The organism is Candidatus Binataceae bacterium (genome assembly GCA_036495685.1).
In the GTDB taxonomy this organism is placed as follows: Bacteria; Desulfobacterota; Binatia; order Binatales; family Binataceae; genus JAFAHS01.
This window is the reverse complement of record DASXMJ010000027.1, coordinates 1-22,016: the sequence shown is the minus strand read 5'-3', so window position 1 is coordinate 22,016 and position 22,016 is coordinate 1. Positions and strand designations below refer to the sequence as shown.

The following is a 22,016-nucleotide window of genomic DNA, read 5'->3' as shown; positions in this document are numbered from 1 at the left end:
TCCTTGATTCTTCGAGATCCGGGTTGCGAGAGAACGAACGTGTTCGAAGGTGAGCTCCGGCCTCGCCTGGAACAGCGCATCCGCAGGGACCGACTGAAGATATGCACCGTAGCTACGGCGCGGAACGAACGACGTGGGTTCCGCCCGCGGGTGACCGTTGCCGCGAAGCCATTTGAAGAAGTGGGCGGGGACATCGTGGAAGACGCTCATATCGCCCGCCGGCACGTTCAGCAGGTGCGAGTCGAACGCGGCCGAATACGCTACGCCCAGCCCCAGGCCGCCTCGTGGCTCAAGGACCCTTATGGAAAGCGGCGTGGTCGCGTTCCGCATCAGATTCACGGCTACTGCGACGCCGCTCGCCCCGCCTCCAACAATCGCAATTGATGCGGCTCTTGCGCCAAAACCGGCTCCAATCCTTGATGAGTCGGTTGTTTTCCTTAGGGATTTACTCATTTTTCGTTATTAACCAAGTAACCTAATGGATTTACTGGAATATTTTCGCGGAAGCCACCGAAACCTTCACTACGAGACCAATCTCGCGACCAAACCACGAGGTCGTGCTGTGCCGAATCAGACCAAGTGAGGGGGACGGAATTATGAGGTGAGCGACCTATCGTGCAGATCCGGAACGTGAGTTTCGCGAACTGATCAAGCAACGGTCCTCCCGCAGACGCAGGATGAAGCTAGCAATCGTCATGGGGACGCTGGCCCTTTTTTTGGCAACCATCGCGACCGGATGTGTGCTCGAGCAGGCCGAACAAAACGAGAGCCGCAAAGCGGCGGCTCAGTTCCTGGGCAAAGACCGCGTTCAGATTACGAAGATCATGGGCGAACCGAAGGGAGCGATACCGATTACCGACACGGGCGGCGAGATGCTCTTCTACTCGTACCAGGGTCATCACTACGCCCTCGAGACCAATCCGCTCGGAGTGGTCGACGTCGCAGTCCGGACAAGCTAGATGCTGACGATGGACGCCGCCTCAAAGCCGCGTCCTCCAGAACGATCTCGAAAGACGTTCAGACTAAAACGACGCGTGTGATTAGATTGATCATCAGGGCAAACATCGCGAGCGCGCCGATCGTGTAGCTGATGGTGCGCAGGGGCTGCACCGCGTTCAGGTAGCAGATGGTGTGAACTATCCGCGCCACCACGAAAACCGCGCAGTAGATGACGAACAGCGTGGTCGAGAGTCCGGCGGCTACGTAGACCCACGCGAGAATCAGAAAAATCGGGATGTTTTCCAGGTCGTTGCGCCAGGCTCGGCCCCCGCGCAGAACCATTTCTACTTCTTCGGCGACTGCTTCACCGCCGAGAGTGCGCGCGTCTTCAGGGTTCAAGAACTTCTTGGCCGCGGTTCGCGCCCTCCCCTGGACTACTGAAATCGCGGCCATTTTGAGAGCAAGAAGGACAGCCGTTAGTGCGTAGATCTGGAGCAGTGTCACGTTGCAACCCCCGTTACCGTTGTCGCCAACACCCAGAATGACCGGCGCGGTATTGAGCTATCATCGGTACACGAATACAGCAACGCGCCTAGTTCGCGGTGGAACCATCCGGGCGCCCCGCCGATTACTATATTAGGAAGTGGTTAAGCGAACTCCTTTGGAGGTCATGTGAATTCCAGGCTAGTTAGCCGCCGCGCGATACTCGGCGGCATCGCGGCAATCGCAGGGCTCCTTGCCCTCAAGTTCGTCGGCGGTGCAGACTCGGACGAAGGTCCGGCATCGCAAGTCACCGGCAATCCGTCCGATACGGTTCCCATCGCAGAGTTCACCGACGCCGGTGAAAGGAAGGAAGTCGTGCCAGAGAAAAAAGTTGTAAAGTCCGATGTAGAGTGGCGCAAGGAATTGACGCCCGAGCAATACGACGTGACCCGCCGCAAGGGCACCGAGCGTCCCTTCGGCAACAAGTACGCCAATTGGCACGAGAAAGGGCTTTTCCGCTGCGTATGCTGCGGCAACGCGCTGTTCTCGTCCGACACGAAATATGACTCGGGGACCGGATGGCCGAGCTTCTGGCAGCCGATTGCGCCCGAGAACGTGAAGACCGAGACCGACAATTCCCTGTTCATGAAGCGTACCGAGGTGCTGTGCGCGAAGTGCGATGCGCACCTCGGCCACGTTTTCGACGACGGGCCGCGACCGACAGGGCTGCGTTATTGCATGAACTCGGCGTCGCTTCAGTTCGTCAAGCCTGACGGCGAGAAGGTGTAAGGCTAGACAACGAACGCCGCCGGGACGTCAGCGCCACCAGGGTCATCGGCCGGCGAGGCGCCACTGGACTAAAGTGGCGCCTTCGCGATCTTCGAAGACGGCTTCGACTTCGGAATCGATCTTCACTTCCTGCATCGGGTCGCCAAGCAGATTTCCGACCATCCGCACCTTCCCCGCATCAGGAAGCTCCACGACCACGACCAGGTAGGGGCAGGAATTCTTGAGCGCGGGATGGGCAGGATGCCATACGCGCTCCCAGCTATAGATGCGCCCGCGTCCCGAGATTCGCTCCCATCCGGGCTCCATCGTGTGACACTTGTAGCAAATCCATTCTGCTGGAAACTGGTAGGTCCCGCACTTGCCGCAGCGCTGCACGACCAGCTCGTGGCGCTTCGCGGCTTCGTAGAATTCCTTGTCGACGCCGTCGCGCTGTGCGACCGGTGCCGGCATCCCCTGCGGCAGGTAAGTCTTTGGAGCTTCGCTCATAGCTGTTTTCCGCTATCGATGGAGGATCAGATCGCTGACTGGCGCGACCATCGGTCCCGACACGACCATCGAGATCTCCGCGTCCTTGACCTGGCACGTGGAAGTGCCGCGCACCTGGCGCGCCGCTTCGATGATCAATTCGAGCCCGTGCATGTAGCATTCGGCGAGGTTGCCGCCGCTGGTGTTAATCGCCAGCCGGCCGTTGGGCCAGGTGAGATTCTCCACGGTGCAGAATTCCATCACCTGCTCAGGAGTGCAGAAGCCGTGCTCAACCAGGCTGGTCATCACCGCGCCGGTGAAGTTCTCATAGACCTGGGCGACATCGACGTCCTTGGGCTCGATGCCAGCCATCGCGTAAAGCCGTGGCGCCAGGGTCTTGAAATTTGAAGAGCCGTAGTCGGGATTGTTCTCGGCGCCGGCGCCCTGGCGGAAATCCGAGCCCTGCGCCGCTGCCATTATCCACGCCGGCCGTTGCCGCGTGTCGCGGGCGCGCTCGGGGGTGGTGAGAATGACCGCTGCGGCGCCATCGTTCTCCATGCAACAGTCGTAGAGATGGAACGGCTCGACGATCCATCGCGATTCGTCGTACATCTGTCGCGTGAGCGGACGGCCATACATGATCGCGCGCGGGTTGAATTGTGCGTGGTGGTAGCAGGCGAGCGCGATCGCTGCGATCGCATCCTGGGTAACGTGGTGTTCGTGCATGAAGCGGCGGGTGCGCAGCGCGATCCATTGGGCGGGCGTGGACATTCCGTAGGGCCAGGTATAGGCGGGCGACCCCGAAATCGTGTTGAGCGCTGGGGTCTGTCCGAAACGTCCGAATTGTCCCTGCGCGAGCGCGCGGTAAACTACGACACAAGTGGCGTATCCCGCGGCAATCGCCGCCGCCGCGTTGCCAATCGCACCCGAACCGCCCCCGCCCCCACCGCCCCAGAACATCGTCGACAGGCGTAGCTCCGGCAGCCCCAGGGCGGTCGCGACCCGAACCGAGTCATTGCGATCATTGCTGTAGGAGGCGATTCCATCGATGTCGGTCGGACGAATTCCCGCGTCGTCGCAGGCTCGCAGAATCGCTTCGAGTGCGAGGCGAAACTCGCTCACGGGAGCACCGCCGCGCTTGTAGTATTTGGTCTCGCCTACTCCGACGATCGCGGCTTTGTCCTTGACGGTAAATTCGCTCATGGTTGATCCATCGCTTAGCCTAAGGTGCTCGCCGATAACAAGGGCGGCGGCCGGCCCGTCACGCGATCATGGGTCGCCCAACTTCGCCGACGTTCGGTCCGCGAATCCGAGGTTCGAACTATGCCGCGCGGTTGGGTTCGGGGCTGTGCGGAAGAGATGCCTTGGCGCCCAGGCGATTGAGTACGTCGAGCAGCATCGCGCGCTTGACCGGTTTGCCGATGTGCTCGTCGCATCCGGCGGCGAGGCTTTGCGCGACGGATTCTGAAAACACCGCCGCCGACAGAGCCACAATGGGGGTGTGTGAGCGGAGATTCTCCCGCTCGAAGCGGCGAATCTCGCGAGTCGCCTCGTCTCCGTCCATCACCGGCATCTGAAGATCCATCAGTACGAGGTCGTAATTTCCGTCTTTGAAGCGCTCTACCGCGCGCGCACCGTTCTCGACGCCCTCGATGGTGTGCGGAGAACCCTTGAGAAACGCCGCGATAAGCGCGCGATTGTCACCAGAATCGTCCGCGAGCAAAATTTTAAGCGGCCGCGTGTGGTCTAAGGCTCCGTTACCGACCACGCTGCTGGTGCGCGACGCGGGGGTCTGCCCTCCTATCGCGCGCGACACCGCGTTCAAAACCTCTGCGCGTTTGAGCGGCTTCACGAGGTGATGCTGCAGGCCGGCCTCGCGAAGACGCTGAAGCTGACTGGTGAGGTCATCCGAGGTAAGCATCTGGATTATGCGCGTCCCGTGTCCCGCTGCGGTTCGCGCCTTGCGCGCAAGCTGGAACCCATCGGCGTCGTCGAGGTGCGCGGCGATCAACATCAGGCGGTAAGGATCGTGCTCTTCGTGGGAACGCGCGATTTCCCCCATCACCGCTGCGGATGTTTTGCCGACGGTGACGAGAGCACCTTGGGCAGTGAGGATCTCGTTGAGCAAATCGCGATTCATCGCGGAGCCGTCGGCGATCATCACCCGCACGCCGGACAGCTGCGACGATTTCGGGACGACCTGAGGAATCGCGGCCTCCGCTAGTTTGAAACGAGCGGTGAAGTAGAAGGTGCTCCCCTGTCCGGGCTCGCTCTCGACCCAGATCCGCCCACCCATCATCTCGACGAGCCGCTTGGTGATTGCCAGTCCGAGACCGGAGCCACCGTAGTTACGCGTGGTCGAAGAATCGGCCTGTGAGAAGTTGGCAAATATGTGATCGAGCTGCTGGCTGGCGATTCCGATGCCGGTGTCCTTGACCGCGAAACGGATCATGGTCTCGTCGGAGGGAAGGCCGCCGGCCGGCCTGTGGGGCTCCAGGGTCAGACCGATTTCGCCGCGAACCGTGAACTTGGTCGCGTTGCCGACGAGATTGAGCAGAATCTGCCGCAGACGCAGCGGATCGCCCACGAGCGCCAGATGAACTTCCGGAGCAATGCGAGCTGCGAGTTCCAGTCCCTTCTCATGCGCGCGCACGCCGAGCGTGTCGAGCACACGGTCAACCAGCGCTTCGAGGTCGAATTCCACACTCTCCAGAACGAGCCGTCCGCTTTCGACTCGCGCGAGGTCGAGAATGCCGTTGATAAGCTCGAGTAGCGTGTTGCCGTTGTCGGTCATGGTCTCCAGGTAGCGGCGCTGCTCGTCGTTGAGGGGCGTTTCCAGAAGCAAATCTGCCATCCCCAGGATCGCGTTGAGTGGGGTGCGTATCTCATGCGACATGCTGCTCAGGAATTCCGACTTGGCGCGGGACGCTGCCAGGGCCTCCTCGCGGGCAGCAACCAACTCCTGCTCGGCCTGCTTAATCCGAAAGATTCCGCGCGTAATGCTGATGACGCACGGGGTACCGTCGATTTCAGCCTGCACAGCGGAAATCAGGGTGGGCACCACCTTGCCGTCACGAAGGCGAAAATCGGCACCGAAGCTTTGCACCGCGCCGCGTCTTCGTATGATGTCAAACAAGCGGTCGCGGGCTGCCAGGTCGTTCCAGACCCCAACTTCGAGGTCGGTCTTGCCGATTACTTCGGCACGCGAGTACCCGGTTCCTCGCTCAAAGGTCTGGTTTATCTCCGTAAAAATGCGCTCCGGCATGCGCAGCACGGCTATCGAAGCCGGGCTCGCCTCGTAGAGCTTGCGCAGGTTGGTTTCACTCTCGCGCAGTTTGCGGTTGGATTCTTCAAGTTCCACCCGCTGCCGGGTGCGCAGAACCACAACAAATTGGGCGAAGGCGGCGGCGGCGATGACCGCCAGCCAACGGGGCGGATCCTCGGCGCCCTGACCTAAGGTTGCCGCGGTCAGGAGCCATAGGCCGAAACAAAATGTACTTAGAGATGCTTGCCATACGGGCGACCAGGGCAGGAGCGCACTCGGAACGAGTGTTACCAGGACCAACGAGAGCAAGATCACTTCCATGCGCTGGGTCCGAATTCCGAAGAGCGTCATCGCCAGAACCGACGAAGCGCACATGGCCAGCACTATTTCCCGCCAACGGCGGTCGAACCACGGCGCATAGGTGGCGGCAAAGGTGCCAAGACCCAAAAGCAGGGAGAACAGCACGCTCGCTATGATCGGCCCGGCGTGGGTCGCATTCACGCGCCACAGGTCGTACAAATTGATAAGGCGCGCCAGCACAATCAACGAGCCGCCCACGCGAATCGCGCGACGAGTCCATTCATCCAACTCCAATGAGCGTTCGATTACGGTCACACGTGAAGGTCCACCACCCGGGCGGAAGGGTGTCGAGGCGGGTTGCGCGGCTTCGCCAAGTGCAAAAGGTGGCATATTGTCGCCTTCGGAGTCGAGTACAGATGCAAACGAAATGCCGCGAAGGGTGTGAATCATATAGCGTGTTTTAGTTGTTCACGGACGTGCACAGTGAGATCGAAATTGATCGGCTTGACATTTTCTTGGCACCGGCTACGACGGGAACGCCCCTCGCTGACCAAAAGGAGCGGCTATGAGCCTGGTGGAATACGAAGTCGAAGGAACGCTGGCAATTGTCAGCATCAATCGGCCAGAGTCCAGAAACGCGGTTGATCGCGCAACCGCCGATGAGCTCGCCCAAGCTTTTCGGCGCTTCGATTCTGATCCTGCGGTTTCGGTCGCTATTCTCACCGGCAAAAGCGGTTGTTTCTGCGCGGGCGCCGATTTGAAGGCGGTCTCTAGCAATCGCGGGAATCGCGTGACCGAAACCGGCGATGGACCGTTGAGATGCACACGCATGCTGCTGAACAAACCCGTCATTGCGGCAGTAGAAGGATATGCCGTCGCGGGTGGACTGGAGCTCGCGTTGTGGTGCGACATGCGAGTGGCGGCGCGCGATGCGGTTTTTGGCGTGTTCTGCCGGCGCTGGGGAGTGCCGCTGGTAGATGGAGGCACGGTACGGTTGCCGCGCCTCATCGGGATGAGCCACGCCATGGACATGATCCTGACGGGACGCGGAGTGTCGGGAGACGAAGCAGTGCGGATGGGGCTGGTCAACCGGCTTACCGAAAAAGGGGATACGCTCCGAGCGGCACGTGAACTCGCGGCGCAGATAGCCGCGTTTCCGCAGCGCTGCATGCGATCCGACCGTATGTCGACGTATGAGGCCTGGACGATGCCCCAGGCGGAAGCGATGGTCAACGAATATCGCCACGGGATCGATACTGTGAATTCGGGTGAAACTCGCGAGGGCGCCGCGCGCTTCGCCGCAGGGGCGGGACGTCATGGGACCTTTTAGCCGCGCTGTGCCGAGCGGCTCAACGTTTGCGCAGGCCAGGCTGCTCTAAGCCGGGTCGCTCCCACCCGGCCCACATCAGGAGTAACCCACCGTCTGAGAGGGTTGGCGTGAAGGTGGTCGCCGGGGTGGATCGTTGTTTGACTGCCCTGCGATCGGTATGCTCGACGGCAGTAAGAACTACCTCAATTGCTTTTTTCCGAACTTCATTTAGCGCCAGAGATCCAGCGCGCGCTTTCCGATCGCGGATACCACGAGACCACCCCGGTTCAAGCGGAGACTATCCCGGTCGCCCTCCAGGGCCGCGACGTGGTGGCGACCGCGGAGACGGGCAGCGGGAAGACCTGCGCCTTTCTCGCTCCGGCGCTCGACCGCCTGCATCGAGCGCATACCAGCCATCTGGCCGCCCTGGTAATCACGCCGACGCGAGAGCTCGCCACACAAGTCGCGCGGGAATTCGCCATGCTGGCGCGGCATACCCGACTGCGTGCCGCGGTGGTGATGGGGGGAGAGTCGGAGAAGCGCCAGATCGACGAAATTCGTGCCGGCGCGCAGGTACTGGTCGCGTGCCCTGGCCGACTCATCGATTATCTTGAACGCCACATCGTCAAACTCGACCGGGTGGAGGTGGTGGTCATCGACGAAGCTGACCGGCTGCTTGACATGGGTTTCCTGCCCCAGCTCAAGCGGATAATGAGGATGGTGCCGCGGCATCGACAGACGATGATGTTTTCGGCGACGATGGCAGCGGGGCCGGAGACGCTGGCGCGGGAGTTTCTACACGATCCGGCGCGCGTGACGATCGGCGAAAAGAGCGCGCCGCCGGTGACGGTGCGCCAATCGATCTATCCAGTTGCGCTCGAAGAAAAGAGCAAGATGCTGCTCGAGATTCTCAAGCGCCCCGAGATCGAGAGCGCGATCGTTTTCACGCGAACCAAGAGCCGCGCCGACCGGATCGCGAAAATGCTCCAGCACGCACATATCCGAGCGATACCGATTCATGGCGATCGTTCGCAAGGACAGCGCAACGCGGCACTCGCCGGTTTCCGTGCGCGGCGCTTTCGCGTGATGGTCGCGACCGACCTGGCAGCGCGGGGTCTCGACATCGCCGACGTATCCCACGTGATTAATTTTGATCTCCACGACGAGACCGAGAGTTACATACATCGGGTGGGGCGCACCGCGCGCATGGGTAAGTACGGCGAAGCGATAAGTCTAGTCACCCCGGAAGAACGAGTAACGCTGGCCCGCCTGGAACGGGTGCTGGGTGAGCAACTCGAACGCGAGCACGTCGAGGGTTTCGAAAAAATTCAGATCCAGGCGCCCAAGCCGGTCAAGCTATTCTCCTCGTCGCGTGCGGGCATTTCGCGCAATCGCCCGCGATCGCGCTGGGCTTAGCCACACTCTCCACGCGATCTTCTTTGAAACCACGCGTCGCTTTCAGATAAAAGCGATCAAGGATGCCTCTTCACCGGCGACCTGCTCGCCACCGTCTCGTCGTACTGTTCGCGATCCTGCTCGGGTTTACCGCCGTTTTCTCGTGCAGCCCGGGTGCCAAGCTGCTGTTGAGCGGAGGCGAAAAAGTGCGGGCCCTTCCGCATGCTCCCCAGAGCGGCCCGCTGGTACTCATTTTCGCTTTCGATGGAGTCGGTTACCACGAGCTGGGCAAAGCGCTCGAGTCGGGGCGCGCTCCGAACCTTGAGAAGCTGCTCGGCAAGAGCCGCGGCGAAGGACTGTACGAACATGCGTGGTCCGCGCCGAACGCGATTAGCATTCTGCCTTCGACCACCATAGCCGCATGGTCATCGATCTTCACCGGGGCGCCGCCCGCCTATCATGGGGTTCCCGGCAACGAATGGTTCGTGCGCGAGGAGATGAAATTTTACGCGCCCGCGCCGGTTTCGGTCACCGAGACCGACGACACCCGCAGGATGGTGACCGAGGATCTGGTCGGGAAGGCGCTGATGACGCCGACGCTGTTCGAGCAAGCCGGAGTGGTCTCGCACGTTTCGCTCAACCCGGTGTATCGGCGGGCGGACGTCTTTACCACCATCGAGCCGATCGCGTTTGTGTCGCTGATGGCCGATTTCGTCCATGGCGAAGTTATGGAGAGCTCTTCGCTTAAGCGGGATGCCTATGCGGAATTGGATGAGAACTCGGTGCCTAAGTTGATTGATGCGATCAACACTCACGGGCTGCCCGCCATCCAGGTGGTCTACTTTCCGGGAATCGACCTCTACACCCACCTGGCGCCGCACGCGCTCGCCAGCGAGGTTGAGTACCTGGAGACGATAACCGATCCGGCGGTGGGGCAAGTGCTGGATAGGTACCGGACGGCGGGCGCGCTCGATCGTACCTATGTACTAATAATCGCCGACCACGGTCATACGCCGGTGCTCAAGGAGAACGCGTTGGGGTCGGAAGGGACGGATACACCCGCTGCGGTCCTGCGCGCGACCGGTTTCCGAACGCGCAAATTCAAGCTCGAGCCGGCGCCGGATGAGCAGGACTACCAGGCCGTATTCGCGTATCAAGGCGCGATGGCGTACGTGTACCTGGCCGACAGATCGACCTGCGCCGCAGCGGGCCAGAAGTGCGACTGGAGTAAGCCGCCCCGGTTTGCCGCGGAAGTAATGCCAGCGGTGCGCGCATTCGACTATGTCAATCGGACCGGCACGCCGATACCGCGTCTGAAGGGAACCTTGGATTTAATTTTCGCGCGCGCGCGGACACCGGCCGGGCAGCAGCAGGTGGGACCGTTCGAGGTCTTCGACGGAAAAAAACTGGTTCCGATTTACGCATACCTCAAGACGGATCCCAGACCCGACCTACTCAAGCTCAACGAACGAATGCGATGGCTTGGGGTCGGCCCATATGGCAATCGTGCCGGCGATATCGTTTTGCTCGCGCGTTCCGGCCTGACGATTCCCATTGAACAGCGCTATTACTTTTCCGGTCCCTATCGCTCGTGGCACGGCAGTCCCTCGGAGCAGGACAGCCACATTCCGCTTGTGCTCGCGTGCCAAGGCAAGGATGGCAAGGACCTCCAGGACCTGGTCGAGCGAGTGGCGGGGAGTCAACCTTCACAGCTGGATGTAACCCCGCTGGTGCTGGCGATTTTGCGCAGCTAGGGGCGAGGGCTGCGCCCAAACCAACCACTCCTGCAGAGCGGGGAGGTCCAGTGGCGGGCTTTCTCTGGCTACTGCGCGGGCAGGGCGCCGGTTAGAGAGGCGCGCTGGGAGATTTCGATCCAGTTGCCGTCGGGGTCGCGAATGAAGGAAATTCTTGCGACCTTGCCCAGCGTCACCGGCGCGGCGCCTTCCCATACTCCCATCGAGAGAAAGCGCTGGTGCTCGGCATCACAATTCTTCACCTGCACGGTGCAGTAGCGGAAGCCGACCGCGCGCATCGACGCGATCACTTCCACCGCGGTTTGGGAAGCGGATTTATCTGCGCGGCGCGCAGTAGGATCGTGCGCGAAGCTGAGGACGGTCTCCCCGATTCGGTAACGGCTTTCACCAACGCGTTCGCCGCACAGCGCTTCGCCGTAGAACTTCGCAAAGTCGGCCTCGCTGGTAACACCGAGGTGAATTTCGATTTGCCGAATACCTAGATGTCCCGTCGGAATCAGCTCGACCGAATTGCCGTCGGGATCGGTCAGTTCAATTGGCCTCGGGATATGGGGATCGGAAATGGTGACTCGTTGGTACCCGCCGCCTGGGCCTCGTTGCGGCAAGGGGTCACGGGAATGGTTGATCTTTAGTACGGAACCGAGCAGCCCATAGCGATGTTGCTGCATTCCACCGCCCAGGGGAAGGAGTTCTTCGTAGGGCAGTCGTAGACGCTCGCTGTAAAACTTCTTCATTTCATCGAGGCGATTGGTGAAAAGCCCGACGTCGAGGCAATTTTTCGCAAGTTCCATTCTGTACATCTTTCCAGGTGGTCAGCGACCTCGCGGCGCCCAGGGCCGCCAACTTAGTCCCCTTGCAGCTTGGCTTAGGGAAGGATCAAACCCGGCCAACCATCGCCATAACCCCTGGCGCGCGGCCCGAGTGCTTAACCCTTCGGCAGACCGAGGACGCGCTCACCGATGATGTTGTGTTGGATCTGGTTAGTCCCGGCGAAAATGGTTGGGCCTCGAGCCGCCAACATCCGGAATGACCATTTGCCCTTGTCGATCGCGAAGGGAGCGTCGTACTCGAATTGGCTATAAGGCCCCAGCAGTTCCATCGCGTACAAGGCGATCTTGAGCGCGAGCTCAGTACTGACCAGCTTCATCATCGAGCCCTCCGGCCCGGGCGGCAGGCCTTTGAGCTGGCGTGTCATCTGGCGATAGCCGGTGTACTTGAGTGCCTTAGCTTCGGAAGCGAACTCGGCGACCTTCTGGCGCACGCCCGGATCGTCCCACGCGGTTTTCCCATCGCGTGGGAGTCGCCGCGCCAGGCTAACCAGGTCGATGACTTCCTGACTCGGGCCGCCCGCGCCGGCAGCGCCGCCCCGTTCGAACATCAGGGTGGTGATCGCGACCTGCCAGCCGTTGTTCTTCTCGCTGACCAGATTCCTCTTGGGAACGCGAACGTCTTCGAAGAAAACTTCGTTGAAGCCCCTCCCGCCGGTCATCTGCACGAGGGGACGGACCGTAACACCCGGGCTGTGCATGTCCACGAGCAAGTAACTGATTCCCTTGTGCTTGGGCGCTTCGGGATCGGTGCGTACCAGCGCGAAGATCCAGTCCGCATGCTGCGCCATCGAGGTCCACACTTTCTGGCCGTTCACCACAAAGTCGTCGCCCCGGTCTACGGCACGCGTCTGAATCGAAGCGAGGTCGGACCCGGAGCCCGGCTCGCTATAGCCCTGGCACCAGATTTCGTCACCGGCGAGGATAACCGGCAGATGTTTGCGCTTCTGTTCTTCAGTACCCCAGTGCATCAGGGTCGGCCCCAGCAGCCCGATCCCCATCCCGATGCTGGGCTCACTCAGGTTGAGGCGCGCGAGCTCTTCGCGAAAGATGAGCCGCTGCATAACGGTGGCGCCACGGCCTCCGTACTCCTTGGGCCAGTTGACGGCGACCCAGCCGCCTTCGTTTAGCTTCTTGTGCCAGCGGACGCGCGTGCTCCAATGGTCATCGCCCTCGCTTGCCAGATTGCTGAAAGAGGTCGAAGCGTACTGGCGGTTAGCTTCGAGCCATTGGCGAAGCTCGTGGCGGAACGCCTCGTCCTCGGGTGTGTAGTTGAAATCCATCGTGGGTCCTCGTCGACTTCAGATTTCGATCGCGGCCTGGTCGAGCCTGTTTACGAAGGTCTAGAATGACCGTGAAACGGCGATCAATCCAGCAGCGCTAGTTCCCGGCGATCATCTCCTCGACCTCGCGCAAGCGATCCTTGCCGAAGAAAATTTCGCCATCCACGAAAAACGTTGGAGAGCCAAAGGTCCCGCGTTCTACCGATCGCTCGGTATTGTGGAGTAATTCATCTTTGACCGAGGCCGATTGAATCAATTCGAACCATCGCGCGCTGTCGAAACCCGCCGCATCCAGCACCCCACGGACGATATTAGGATCATCCATCTTTTTCGGTTCGGCCCACATATGACGGTACATCTCATCGACATAGCGTTCGAAGACGCCCATGGCTCGGGCGGCGATGGCCCCGCGCATGATCATCAGGGTGTTCACCGGGAAGAAAGGATTGCTCTGAAACTTCGTGATCCCGTGCCGGCGGATGAATCGGGCAGTCTCGAGGCGTTCGTACTGCGGCTTGTTCTTGATGCCGGCGAGGCTCTCGGCGGGGGAACGGTTATTGGTCAGTTTAAAGACCCCGCCGAGCAGAACCGGCACGTACTGGAATTTCAATCCGGTGCGCTGCTCGATTGCGGGAATCACCAGGTGGCTCAGATAGGCATTGGGACTGCCAAAGTCGAAATGAAACTCAACCTTTTTCATCGCCTCACCATTTCTCGCGGAAGGGACGGATTTCCTGCTCGAACGTCCACGCATCGCGAGGCTGTTTGTAGAGTTGCCAGTAAGTCTCAGCGACCGACGCTGGCGTCATCAGCCGCGAAAGGTCAAGGTCCTTGAGGGCTTCTTCGCCTTCCCGTTCCCGGATGCGATCGCGGACCCATGCCGTGTCTACGCCCGCATCAATGATGAGATGTGCGACGTGGATGTTGTGCGGCCCCAACTCGCGTGCGGCGCTCTGCGGGACTGCACGGAGACCGAATTTCGCGGCCGCAAACGCGGAGTACTCGACACCGCCACGCAGGCTGGCGGTCGCACCGGTAAAGAAGATGGCGCCCCGACCCCGCGTTAGCATCAGCCGGGCCGCTTCCCGTCCCGTCAGAAATCCGGAGTAGCACGCCATCTCCCATACTTTGCGGAATACGCGCTCGGTAGTTTCCAGCAGTGGAAAATTGACGTTGGCCCCGACGTTGAATATGCAAACCTCGAGCGGCGCCGTGCCGTCCGCCTCGTCAAGGAAGGCGGTGATGTCGTTTTCCTTGCGCGCATCGAGAGAACGCCCGACGATTCGGCCACCGAGCGCCTCAATCTCCGAGACCAGCGGCGCAAGCTTGTCACCCTGACGCCGTCCGGCGAAGACGCTGAAACCTTCCAGGGCAAATTTCCTGGCGATCGCAGCGCCGATATAGTCCCCCGCTCCGATAACCGCTGCGGCGGCGTTTCGCAGTTCCACTAGCTTGCTCCTTTGCGGGTTGCGCGCCGCTGGGTTCTCCGGGTATCGCGCGCCCGGCGCGCAGGCCAGGCGGCATCGACCACCGACTTCGACGAAACCGCCAGGATCTGCTGCGAGAGCGCTTCATCGTTTACGCCACGCGCCAGGATCAGCGCCCCGACCATCGCCGAGAAAACGGCGATCGCCTTTTGCTGACGCCGCGAGGCGGCGCGGTCCGGCATCCATCCGGCCATCAAGTCGAACGCGCCCTCTAGCGCCAGCGTGAACGCCTGACGTACCGCACGCGGCTGGCGCGGGATGTCGGTTCCCAGGGCGGCCAGCACACAGCCCCGGCCGCGCTCGTCGCGATGCGAGATCGACAGGTATTGCTCGACGACGCTGCGCAGCCCCTGCTCCGCAGGTTGACGCTCGGCGGGACGCCGCATCCTGCGCGCGGAATTCCTGGAAGCGACCAGGATGGCAGCCGCCGCGACGGCATCTTTGGAGCCGAACTGGCTGTAGAGGCCGCCGTGAGTCAGGCCGGCGCGCTGGGTGATCATATCGACCCCGGTCGCCGCGATCCCGTTTTCGCGGAACAGGCGAGCGGCGGCGGCGAGAATCTGCTCACGATTCTCCGCAGCTTTCTGTTTCGAAACTCTCATCCGAGCTTATCTTCGGCTCTTGACTCAGATCAGCATGATCGTCAGCAATGTATTAAACATTACGATCGTCATCAATAGCAGGCAAGCCCGATAAAACCGTCGGAGGAGCAAACCATGGATGAGCCGGCTTCATCGTCAAATCGCACCTGCATCGTGGTTGGGGTGGGTGAAGGTCTGGGCGCAGCGCTGGGGCGCCGCTTCGCGGCGGGCTACAAGGTGGCGCTGCTCGCCAGGAGCGCCGAGGTAGTCGAAAAAGTCGCGGCCCAGATCAATGCGGCGGGCGGGACCGCGCTGCCCGTGCGGAGCGATGCTACCGTGGAATCGCAGATCGCCGCCGCGTATGAGCGCATCGACCACGAGCTTGGACCGGTCGAGGTCCTGATCTACAACGGCGGACGACGGCCGATGGGCCGGCTGATGGAAACCACGCCACAGGTGTTCGAGGAAACCTGGCGGCTGCACACTTTCGGTGCATTCCTGTGGGCGCGACAGGTGGTGCCGGGGATGCTCGCGCGGGGCGGCGGGACGATCCTAATCACGGGCGCTACCGCGGGCATCCGCCCGTGGCCGACTTCGGCGGGCTTTGCGCCGGCGAAATTCGCGGTGCGCGGGCTGGCGCAGGTGATGTCGCGCGATCTTCATCCGCAGGGAATCCATGTAGCGTATGTGAACGTCGATGGCGGCATCGATATGCCCCTGCTCAGGAAGTTTCGGCCTGACGCGAAGGACGAGAACTTGCTCAAGCCTGCGGCGATCGCCGATGCGTTCTGGTACCTGGCTCATCAGGACCGCAGCGTGTGGAGCCACGAATTGGATGTGCGGCCGTTTACGGAGAAGTTTTAGACGAATGAGTGGATGGGAGGGCGGCCGAGGGTGCGAATCGCGGACCAAGTACCCTGGGGAGCCCACCAGACCTTTTCTGCACAAAGGGTAACCACGATGGGCAGCGATGTGATTTTGTGGGGAGTTGGGACCTCACGTACGATGCGGGCACACTGGATGTTGCTGGAATTGGGTGTCGACTACCGGTTTCATGCGATTGGCCCGCGGACCGGCGAGACCCAGAGCGGCGAATTTTTGCGGCTCAATCCGCGCCACAAGATTCCCGTGCTGCAGCACGGGTCGCTGGTGCTTACTGAGAGTGCAGCGATAATCGAGTACCTCAGCGAGACTTTTCCAAATCCACAGATCTATCGGCCCTCGAATCCTCAGAGTTCCGCCGCGCTGCACGAATGGTGTTACTTCATCATGTCGGAGCTGGATGCGGCTTCGCTGTATATGGTTCGGCGCCACCTGGGATTGAAGCACATCTACGGAGAGGCGCCGGTGGCGGTGCAAGCGGCGAAAACCTATTTCTCGCACAACCTTGAGGCGATGGCGCCACGCATCGGCATCGCGAGCCCCTACTTGTTTGGCACCAAACTGAGCATCGCTGACATCTTGCTGATGACCTGCCTGGAGTGGGCGCTCGCCGAAAAGGTGACGCTTCCCGAGTCAATCATGAAATATCGCGCGCGACTGGCAGGTCGATCCGCCTACCAGGCCGCGTTGGCCAGAAACTTCGCGCAATAGCAGGAGCTTGCTTTGAATACCGAGAAGAAGGCGGCGGGGCCGCTCGATGGAGTAAGAGTACTCGACCTCACCACGATGATCGCCGGACCGGTTGCGACCATGATGCTGGCGGATCAGGGTGCGGACGTGATCAAGGTTGAGACTACCGGCGGCGATTTGATGCGTCGCCTCGCCAAAGGCCGCAACGGAATGAACCCCGCGTTCCTTTCCGCCAATCGCAACAAGCGTTCGCTCGCGATCGATCTCAAGGCGGCCGAGGGCCAGGCCATCCTCCACCGGCTCGTCGCGAGCGCCGATGTGCTGGCCCATAACTTTCGGACCGGAGCCCCGGAACGTTTGGGCGTCGCGGAGGCCGAGGTCCGCGCGATCCGACCGGACATCGTATACGTGTCGATCAGCGGGTTCGGGGAGAGCGGCCCATACGCGGGCCAGCGTGCGTACGATCCGGTAATCCAGGCGGTTTCGGGACTCGCGGATATCCAGCGCGATCGGTATACCGGGCGGCCGCGGATGGTGCGAACGATTATCGCCGACTTCACGACTGCACTCACCAACGCGCAGGCCATCACCGCCGCGCTCTTTGCCAGGCAGCGCACGGGGGAGGGACAACATGTGCGCATCGCGATGCTGGACGCCATGATCTCCTACCTGTGGCCCGAGGCGATGCCGAGTCTAACTTTTGTGGGCGAGGAGCGGGATCCATCCGACGGTGACATGGGACCCGACCTCATCTTCGCCACTCAGGATCGTTACATCACCGCCGGCGCGATGTCGGATGGAGAATGGGCGGGGATGTGCCGCGCGCTCAAACGGGAAGATCTGATCGAAGATCCGAGGTTCCAGACGGCACACGCGAGGACCGTCAACGCGGTCGCGCGGCGCGAAATCATGTCTGCGGAATTGGAGAAGTGGAATGCCGATGAGATTCTCGCCCGCCTGCTGGCCAACGACGTTCCTTCCGGGCCGGTGAGGAGCCGCTTCGAGCTGTTGCAGGACCCGCAGGTCAGGGCCAGTCAGATCCTCGAGGAGCACGAGAGCCCTAAGTTCGGCAGAGTACGACAACCCCGGCCCGCGGCCCGCTTCGATCGCACTCCGGCACGAATCAGGACGCTCGCGCCCCTGCTGGGCGAGCATACCGCTGCCATCCTGGGCGAGTTGGGCTACACGGCGGCCGACGTAGAACGGTTGGAACGCGATCGCGTAGTCCGCACCCAGCCTGCTAACTAACACCAAGGGGTTGGATATGAGCAGATCGAATCCGGTGGCGCTGGTAACCGGAGTGGGGCCTGGCACCGGCGCCGCGATCGCGCGGCGTTTCGCGCAAGGCGGTTACCAGGTCGCAATGCTGGCGCGCAATCATGCGCGGTTGCAGGCGCTCGAGCGCGAGGTAGCGAGCAGCCGTGCCTACGCGTGTGACGTGACGGATGAGGCGCAGCTGGATGCGACCGTCGCGGCCGTTCGCACCGACCTGGGAGAGCCCCGCGTATTGGTGCACAACGCGGTCGGGGGAGCTTTCGGAAATTTCATGGAAATCGAGCCGGCGGTGTTGAACCACAATTTCCAGGTCAACACGATGGCGCTGCTCTACCTGGCGCGACGACTGGCGCCCGCGATGGTAACGGCAGGCGATGGCGCCATCATCGCCACCGGCAACACCTCAGCCCAGCGTGGTAAGGCAAGTTTCGCGGGCTTTGCTCCGACCAAGGCGGCACAGCGGATTCTGGCGGAGTCGATGGCGCGCGAGCTGGGACCCAAGGGGGTTCACCTTGCTTACGTGGTCATCGACGCGGTGATCGATTTGGAGTGGACGCGACGGCGATTTGCCAATGAACCGGATAATTTTTTTATCAAGCCCGCGGCGATCGCAGAGGAAGTGTGGCACATCGCCCATCAGGATCGCTCGGCATGGTCGTTCAACGTGGAGCTGCGTCCGTTTAGGGAGGCGTGGTAGGAGCGCAGGTTCGAAATCAAAGCCCTGCGTCAGCTCGCAGAGGTCCGAGTCTAGGAGAAGAATTCTATGAGTGCGGACTTCAGGTTGTGGCTGGGACGTTCGACGTCGCCCAATTTGACCAGGGCGTAGCGCTCGTCTTCGTCGAGCTGGTTCCACTTGTCCTGAGTCAGATCGGTGCCCAGATGGCGGGCGTGGGAGATCAGGCGCGGCGGAGGTACCGGGGGCGGTGTCGCGCTGCGGCGTGCTTCCTCGGACAGTTCTTTAGGAGGGCTGCCCGCGCGCGCCAGGGTGGCCTCTTCGATGAACAACTTGAGCGCGGCGCATTCCTCGGGGGAATTTGCCGGAACGTGACAGATCATCAGGCGCTCGCCGCGGCCCAGTTGCTGCCACTGGGCAAGATGAACTTTGATTCCAACCGCGTCGAGCTTGCGCCGCGCCTGCATCGGAACGCAGCTCAGCGACTGGTAGATTTCGGCCTCGAACTCAAACTGGCGAATCATATTGGCGACTGCTCCTTGCACCGCGACTGGACCCGTGTGTATTCGGGGCGCGCCGCTCGCTTTTTCAATCCCGGACCAGGCCGTGCCGACATGGTACGCGCATTAACCTCCTCGTTGCACGCGGGACAAGTAAGCACGGGCATCACGTGGCGACCGCAATTTCGATGGAACAATTCGATCGGTGGTCCATCCGAATCAACCATCCAGTGGTCTCCCCATCTAAGCAACGCCACCACCACCGGGTACAGGTCGATGCCTTTTTCGGTCAGCCGATATTCGAAGCGCCGCGGACGGTCATGGTATTGAACGCGCTCTAGAATCCCATCGTCGACCAGCTTTCGGAGCCGGGCCGCCAGGCGGTGGCGCGTCATGCGCAGGTCGCGCTGGAAATCCTCGAAGCGGCGCACCCCGAGAAGGGTGTCGCGCACGATGAGCAGGGTCCAGCGATCGCCGATGACCGAGAGGGTCCGCGCCACCGAGCATTTCATCCCATTTATTTCAGACCATCGCACGACTGGTCCTTCTTCTAAAGAATAGTAATCGCGTCGCTTGACTCAATATTAAGTTCCAAAATAGAACTTAGTCAATATCGACCGCCGATGCCCTTGCGCGGCCGGCCGACTCGTCTGGAGGAGCAGCATGGCTGAGGAATGGCTCAAGACGGCATGCATCCTGTGCTCGGTCAATTGCGGAATCGAAGTGAAGGTCGAAGACCGCCACATCACGCGCGTGCGCGGCGATCGCGCATCCGCCGCATCACTTGGCTACGCATGCGAGAAGGCGCAGCGTCTCGACTTTTACCAGAACGGACGGGACCGCCTCACGGCTCCGCTGCGCCGCAGGGCTGACGGAAGCTTTGAGGAGATCGATTGGGAGACCGCGATTCGCGAAGTCGCGGCGGGCTTCGCCAGGGTGCGCGACACCTGGGGCGGCGCGAGCATCTTCTATTATGGGGGCGGCGGCCAGGGGAACCATCTGGTGGGCAGCTATGGCGCGTCGACCCGCCGCGCCCTGGGGATGGTGTACTCCTCAAACGCGCTGGCGCAGGAAAAAACCGGCGAGTTCTGGGTTGAGCATGTGATGTTCGGCACGGGCGTGCGCGGGAGCTTTGAGCAGGCCGAGGTGGCGGTGTTCGTCGGCAAGAATCCCTGGCAGTCGCACGGCTTTCAGCGCGCACGGCCGATCCTTCGCGATATGGCGGCTGACCCGAAGCGCGCGCTGGTAGTGATCGATCCCCGGCGCACGGAGACGGCGGAGATGGCCGACTATCATCTTCGGGTGCGACCGGGCACCGATGCTTTCTGCCTTGCAGCGCTTCTGGCGGTGCTGGTCCAGGAGGACCTGATCAATCATGATTTCATCCATGAGCGGGCCGAAAATAGCGCGGACCTCTTGGCCGCGCTGACGGAGGTTCCGGTCTCCGAGTATTGCAGCCGCGCAGGTCTGAGCGAGGAACTGGTGCGCGAGGTAGCGCGGCGGATCGCGCGCGCCGCGAGCGTTTCGCTATACGAAGACCTCGGAATCGAGCAGGCACCTCACAGCACTCTCAACTCCTACCTGGAAAAGCTTATCTTTTCCTTGACTGGCAACCTGGGAAAGGCCGGCGCCATGAACGCGGGAACGACCCTAACCGGCCTCTTCAACGGCAGCCTGTCATCTGCCACCAGCCCGGTCGGCGGCCACCGAATCATCGGCGGGATGATTCCAGCGAACGTGATTCCCGACGAGATTCTGACTGACCATCCCCAACGCTTCCGCGCAATGCTGGTGGAAGCGGAGAATCCGGCGCATTCGGTCGCCGACAGTGCGAGAATGAGACAAGCGCTGCACTCGCTCGAATTTCTGGTGGTCATCGACGTCGCGCTCAGCGAGACCGCGCGTGAAGCGCACTACGTGCTTCCCTCATGCTCGCAGTACGAGAAGTGGGAAGCGACCTTTTTTGGTTCTCCGTTCACCACCGAAACCGAGTTCGCGAACACCTTCACGCTGCGAGCGCCGATTCTCGAGGCGCTGCCCGGAACCCTGCCCGAGGGAGAAATCCATCGGCGACTGGTACGAGCTTTAGGCGCGATGACGGATGACGACGTCGCGCCGCTGCGGGCGGCCGCGGCCAAGGGACGCGAAGTCTTTGCGACCGAGTTGATGCGGGTGGTTTCCGAGCGCCCGCGACTGGCAGCGGTGATGACGGCGCTCCTGTACGAGACTCTCGGCCCCACGCTGGGGGCCGGAGCCGAGAATGCGGCATCGGTGTGGGGAATTGCGCATGAGTTTGCCCGCCGCTATCCGGAGTCGGTGCGACGCGCGGGCATCCGCGGCCAGGATGACGAACTCGGAGAAGCGCTGTTTGACGCGATTCTGAAAAACCGCTCGGGAGTAGTCGTCAGCGTCGATCCGTTCGTCGAAACGTGGCGCCGGATCCACAAGGGCAAGATCAATCTCACGATTCCGGAGTTGCTCCCGGAGCTTCGGTCGCTGCGCGACGAGCGTCAGTCAGCCCATCCGGACTTCCCGTTCGTGCTGTCAGCCGGCCAGCGCCGCTCGTCGACCGCCAACACCATAATTCGCGATCCCAAGTGGCGGCCGAAAGATCCCGAGGGCGCGCTGTGGATGAATCCCGACGACGCCTCGCATCTCGGAGTGAAGAGTGGTGGACGCGTGCGTGTCATTACCAAGCGCGGCAGCGCAGAGACCATGGTCGAAGTAACGGATAGCATGCTGCCCGGACATGTCTCGCTGCCGAACGGAACCGGACTTTGGTATCCGGATCGCGAAGGACAGGAGTTCCAGAACGGCGTCGCACCCAATGATCTTACGACGACCGAGGATCGCGATTGGTTTGCCGGAACGCCATTTCACAAGCATGTGCGGGCGCGGATCGAGGCGATCGCGAGTTAAGCAAGTTAAGCGGGGGTGAATTCAATGAATCGATGCAGCATCATCCAATCGGAAGCAGATCGGAGGGGTGGCATCGATGGCACGAAGGGGCAGACCGGGTCTATCAGACGGTCAGAAGGCGGAGCTGTGGCACCGCTGGAAGAATGGGCAGTCGCTGAGTGATATAGGTCGTGCGCTAAGCAAGCACGCCGGCTCCATTC

General features: G+C 61.5%; 22 protein-coding genes. 10 read left to right on the top strand and 12 right to left on the bottom strand.

Annotated features, from left to right (window positions below):
- Positions 1-453, bottom strand: a 453-nt coding sequence (locus VGI36_03120) for an FAD/NAD(P)-binding protein (protein HEY2484109.1), incomplete at its 3' end; no start/stop codon positions are given.
- A gap of 224 nt (positions 454-677) precedes the next feature.
- On the opposite strand from VGI36_03120, the gene VGI36_03115 reads away from it, so the two are divergent.
- Entirely contained in the window at positions 678-959 is a 282-nt protein-coding gene (locus tag VGI36_03115) for a hypothetical protein (GenBank protein HEY2484108.1), read from the top strand.
- A 58-nt stretch (positions 960-1,017) separates the two neighbouring features.
- Here VGI36_03115 and VGI36_03110 read toward each other — a convergent pair whose 3' ends face one another.
- Positions 1,018-1,443 carry an MAPEG family protein gene (locus VGI36_03110; GenBank protein HEY2484107.1) on the bottom strand — a complete coding sequence of 142 codons (426 nt, stop codon included), beginning with the start codon at positions 1,441-1,443 and terminating at the stop codon, positions 1,018-1,020.
- A 168-nt stretch (positions 1,444-1,611) separates the two neighbouring features.
- Here VGI36_03110 and msrB point away from each other — a divergent pair, with 168 nt between their 5' ends.
- On the top strand, positions 1,612-2,211 hold the full coding sequence (gene msrB, locus VGI36_03105) for a peptide-methionine (R)-S-oxide reductase MsrB (protein ID HEY2484106.1): 600 nt from the start codon (positions 1,612-1,614) through the stop codon (positions 2,209-2,211).
- 42 nt (positions 2,212-2,253) lie between these two features.
- Here msrB and VGI36_03100 read toward each other — a convergent pair whose 3' ends face one another.
- The 3 genes from VGI36_03100 to VGI36_03090 form a co-directional block, all read right to left on the bottom strand.
- Positions 2,254-2,697: an OB-fold domain-containing protein gene (locus tag VGI36_03100; GenBank protein HEY2484105.1), complete on the bottom strand. Its 444-nt coding sequence runs from the start codon at positions 2,695-2,697 to the stop codon at positions 2,254-2,256.
- Positions 2,698-2,709: 12 nt separating this feature from the next.
- Positions 2,710-3,879 (bottom strand): hypothetical protein, encoded by a 1,170-nt coding sequence (locus VGI36_03095; GenBank protein HEY2484104.1) that lies wholly within the window; start codon positions 3,877-3,879, stop codon positions 2,710-2,712.
- A 118-nt stretch (positions 3,880-3,997) separates the two neighbouring features.
- A complete protein-coding gene (locus VGI36_03090) occupies positions 3,998-6,631 on the bottom strand; it encodes a response regulator (GenBank protein HEY2484103.1) in 2,634 nt (877 codons plus the stop codon).
- 175 nt (positions 6,632-6,806) lie between these two features.
- On the opposite strand from VGI36_03090, the gene VGI36_03085 reads away from it, so the two are divergent.
- The 3 genes from VGI36_03085 to VGI36_03075 all read left to right on the top strand — a co-directional run bounded on the left by VGI36_03085 (position 6,807) and on the right by VGI36_03075 (position 10,699).
- Complete coding sequence (locus VGI36_03085) at positions 6,807-7,571, top strand: crotonase/enoyl-CoA hydratase family protein (GenBank protein ID HEY2484102.1); 765 nt, start codon at positions 6,807-6,809, stop codon at positions 7,569-7,571.
- 186 nt (positions 7,572-7,757) lie between these two features.
- Entirely contained in the window at positions 7,758-8,966 is a 1,209-nt protein-coding gene (locus tag VGI36_03080; GenBank protein ID HEY2484101.1) for a DEAD/DEAH box helicase, read from the top strand.
- Positions 8,967-9,028: 62 nt separating this feature from the next.
- Positions 9,029-10,699, top strand: a complete 1,671-nt coding sequence (locus tag VGI36_03075; protein ID HEY2484100.1) for an alkaline phosphatase family protein — start codon at positions 9,029-9,031, stop codon at positions 10,697-10,699.
- Between the two features lie 68 nt (positions 10,700-10,767).
- Here the strand turns inward: VGI36_03075 and VGI36_03070 are convergent, their stop codons facing one another.
- The 5 genes from VGI36_03070 to VGI36_03050 form a co-directional block, all read right to left on the bottom strand.
- A complete protein-coding gene (locus VGI36_03070; GenBank protein ID HEY2484099.1) occupies positions 10,768-11,490 on the bottom strand; it encodes a VOC family protein in 723 nt (240 codons plus the stop codon).
- A 134-nt stretch (positions 11,491-11,624) separates the two neighbouring features.
- Entirely contained in the window at positions 11,625-12,809 is a 1,185-nt protein-coding gene (locus tag VGI36_03065; GenBank protein ID HEY2484098.1) for an acyl-CoA dehydrogenase family protein, read from the bottom strand.
- Positions 12,810-12,906: 97 nt separating this feature from the next.
- The gene (locus tag VGI36_03060; protein ID HEY2484097.1) at positions 12,907-13,509 is read right to left on the bottom strand and encodes a 2-hydroxychromene-2-carboxylate isomerase; all 603 of its coding nucleotides are present in this window, start codon (positions 13,507-13,509) and stop codon (positions 12,907-12,909) included.
- A gap of 4 nt (positions 13,510-13,513) precedes the next feature.
- Complete coding sequence (locus VGI36_03055) at positions 13,514-14,257, bottom strand: SDR family NAD(P)-dependent oxidoreductase (protein ID HEY2484096.1); 744 nt, start codon at positions 14,255-14,257, stop codon at positions 13,514-13,516.
- The gene (locus VGI36_03050; protein HEY2484095.1) at positions 14,257-14,898 is read right to left on the bottom strand and encodes a helix-turn-helix domain-containing protein; all 642 of its coding nucleotides are present in this window, start codon (positions 14,896-14,898) and stop codon (positions 14,257-14,259) included. Before VGI36_03050 ends, VGI36_03055 begins: the two co-directional genes overlap by 1 nt.
- 114 nt (positions 14,899-15,012) lie before the next feature.
- Here VGI36_03050 and VGI36_03045 point away from each other — a divergent pair, with 114 nt between their 5' ends.
- From VGI36_03045 to VGI36_03030, 4 genes are read left to right on the top strand one after another with little or no spacing between them, the layout of a single operon-like run.
- On the top strand, positions 15,013-15,741 hold the full coding sequence (locus VGI36_03045) for an SDR family NAD(P)-dependent oxidoreductase (GenBank protein ID HEY2484094.1): 729 nt from the start codon (positions 15,013-15,015) through the stop codon (positions 15,739-15,741).
- 30 nt (positions 15,742-15,771) lie between these two features.
- Entirely contained in the window at positions 15,772-16,470 is a 699-nt protein-coding gene (locus VGI36_03040; protein HEY2484093.1) for a glutathione S-transferase family protein, read from the top strand.
- A gap of 12 nt (positions 16,471-16,482) precedes the next feature.
- Positions 16,483-17,697 carry a CoA transferase gene (locus VGI36_03035; GenBank protein ID HEY2484092.1) on the top strand — a complete coding sequence of 405 codons (1,215 nt, stop codon included), beginning with the start codon at positions 16,483-16,485 and terminating at the stop codon, positions 17,695-17,697.
- Positions 17,698-17,713: 16 nt separating this feature from the next.
- The gene (locus tag VGI36_03030) at positions 17,714-18,421 is read left to right on the top strand and encodes an SDR family NAD(P)-dependent oxidoreductase (GenBank protein HEY2484091.1); all 708 of its coding nucleotides are present in this window, start codon (positions 17,714-17,716) and stop codon (positions 18,419-18,421) included.
- Between the two features lie 50 nt (positions 18,422-18,471).
- On the opposite strand, the gene VGI36_03025 is transcribed toward VGI36_03030, so the two are convergent.
- Positions 18,472-18,921, bottom strand: coding sequence for a nitrate reductase associated protein (locus VGI36_03025; GenBank protein ID HEY2484090.1), 450 nt, complete (start codon positions 18,919-18,921; stop codon positions 18,472-18,474).
- The gene (locus VGI36_03020; protein ID HEY2484089.1) at positions 18,918-19,397 is read right to left on the bottom strand and encodes a helix-turn-helix domain-containing protein; all 480 of its coding nucleotides are present in this window, start codon (positions 19,395-19,397) and stop codon (positions 18,918-18,920) included. Before VGI36_03020 ends, VGI36_03025 begins: the two co-directional genes overlap by 4 nt.
- Before the next feature lie 163 nt (positions 19,398-19,560).
- Here VGI36_03020 and VGI36_03015 point away from each other — a divergent pair, with 163 nt between their 5' ends.
- Positions 19,561-21,816, top strand: a complete 2,256-nt coding sequence (locus VGI36_03015; protein HEY2484088.1) for a molybdopterin-dependent oxidoreductase — start codon at positions 19,561-19,563, stop codon at positions 21,814-21,816.
- Positions 21,817-22,016 lie beyond the last annotated feature (200 nt).

Bases quoted from the DNA above. Each gene is read 5' to 3' on its own strand.
- VGI36_03060 (HEY2484097.1), bottom strand. From the start codon at position 13,509: ATGAAAAAGGTTGAGTTTCATTTCGACTTTGGCAGTCCCAATGCCTAT.
- VGI36_03075 (HEY2484100.1), top strand. From the start codon at position 9,029: ATGCCTCTTCACCGGCGACCTGCTCGCCACCGTCTCGTCGTACTGTTC.
- VGI36_03045 (HEY2484094.1), top strand. From the start codon at position 15,013: ATGGATGAGCCGGCTTCATCGTCAAATCGCACCTGCATCGTGGTTGGG.
- VGI36_03050 (HEY2484095.1), bottom strand. From the start codon at position 14,898: ATGAGAGTTTCGAAACAGAAAGCTGCGGAGAATCGTGAGCAGATTCTC.
- VGI36_03030 (HEY2484091.1), top strand. From the start codon at position 17,714: ATGAGCAGATCGAATCCGGTGGCGCTGGTAACCGGAGTGGGGCCTGGC.
- VGI36_03065 (HEY2484098.1), bottom strand. From the start codon at position 12,809: ATGGATTTCAACTACACACCCGAGGACGAGGCGTTCCGCCACGAGCTT.
- VGI36_03090 (HEY2484103.1), bottom strand. From the start codon at position 6,631: ATGCCACCTTTTGCACTTGGCGAAGCCGCGCAACCCGCCTCGACACCC.
- VGI36_03070 (HEY2484099.1), bottom strand. From the start codon at position 11,490: ATGGAACTTGCGAAAAATTGCCTCGACGTCGGGCTTTTCACCAATCGC.
- VGI36_03015 (HEY2484088.1), top strand. From the start codon at position 19,561: ATGGCTGAGGAATGGCTCAAGACGGCATGCATCCTGTGCTCGGTCAAT.
- VGI36_03115 (HEY2484108.1), top strand. From the start codon at position 678: ATGAAGCTAGCAATCGTCATGGGGACGCTGGCCCTTTTTTTGGCAACC.
- VGI36_03095 (HEY2484104.1), bottom strand. From the start codon at position 3,879: ATGAGCGAATTTACCGTCAAGGACAAAGCCGCGATCGTCGGAGTAGGC.
- VGI36_03085 (HEY2484102.1), top strand. From the start codon at position 6,807: ATGAGCCTGGTGGAATACGAAGTCGAAGGAACGCTGGCAATTGTCAGC.
- VGI36_03100 (HEY2484105.1), bottom strand. From the start codon at position 2,697: ATGAGCGAAGCTCCAAAGACTTACCTGCCGCAGGGGATGCCGGCACCG.
- VGI36_03025 (HEY2484090.1), bottom strand. From the start codon at position 18,921: ATGATTCGCCAGTTTGAGTTCGAGGCCGAAATCTACCAGTCGCTGAGC.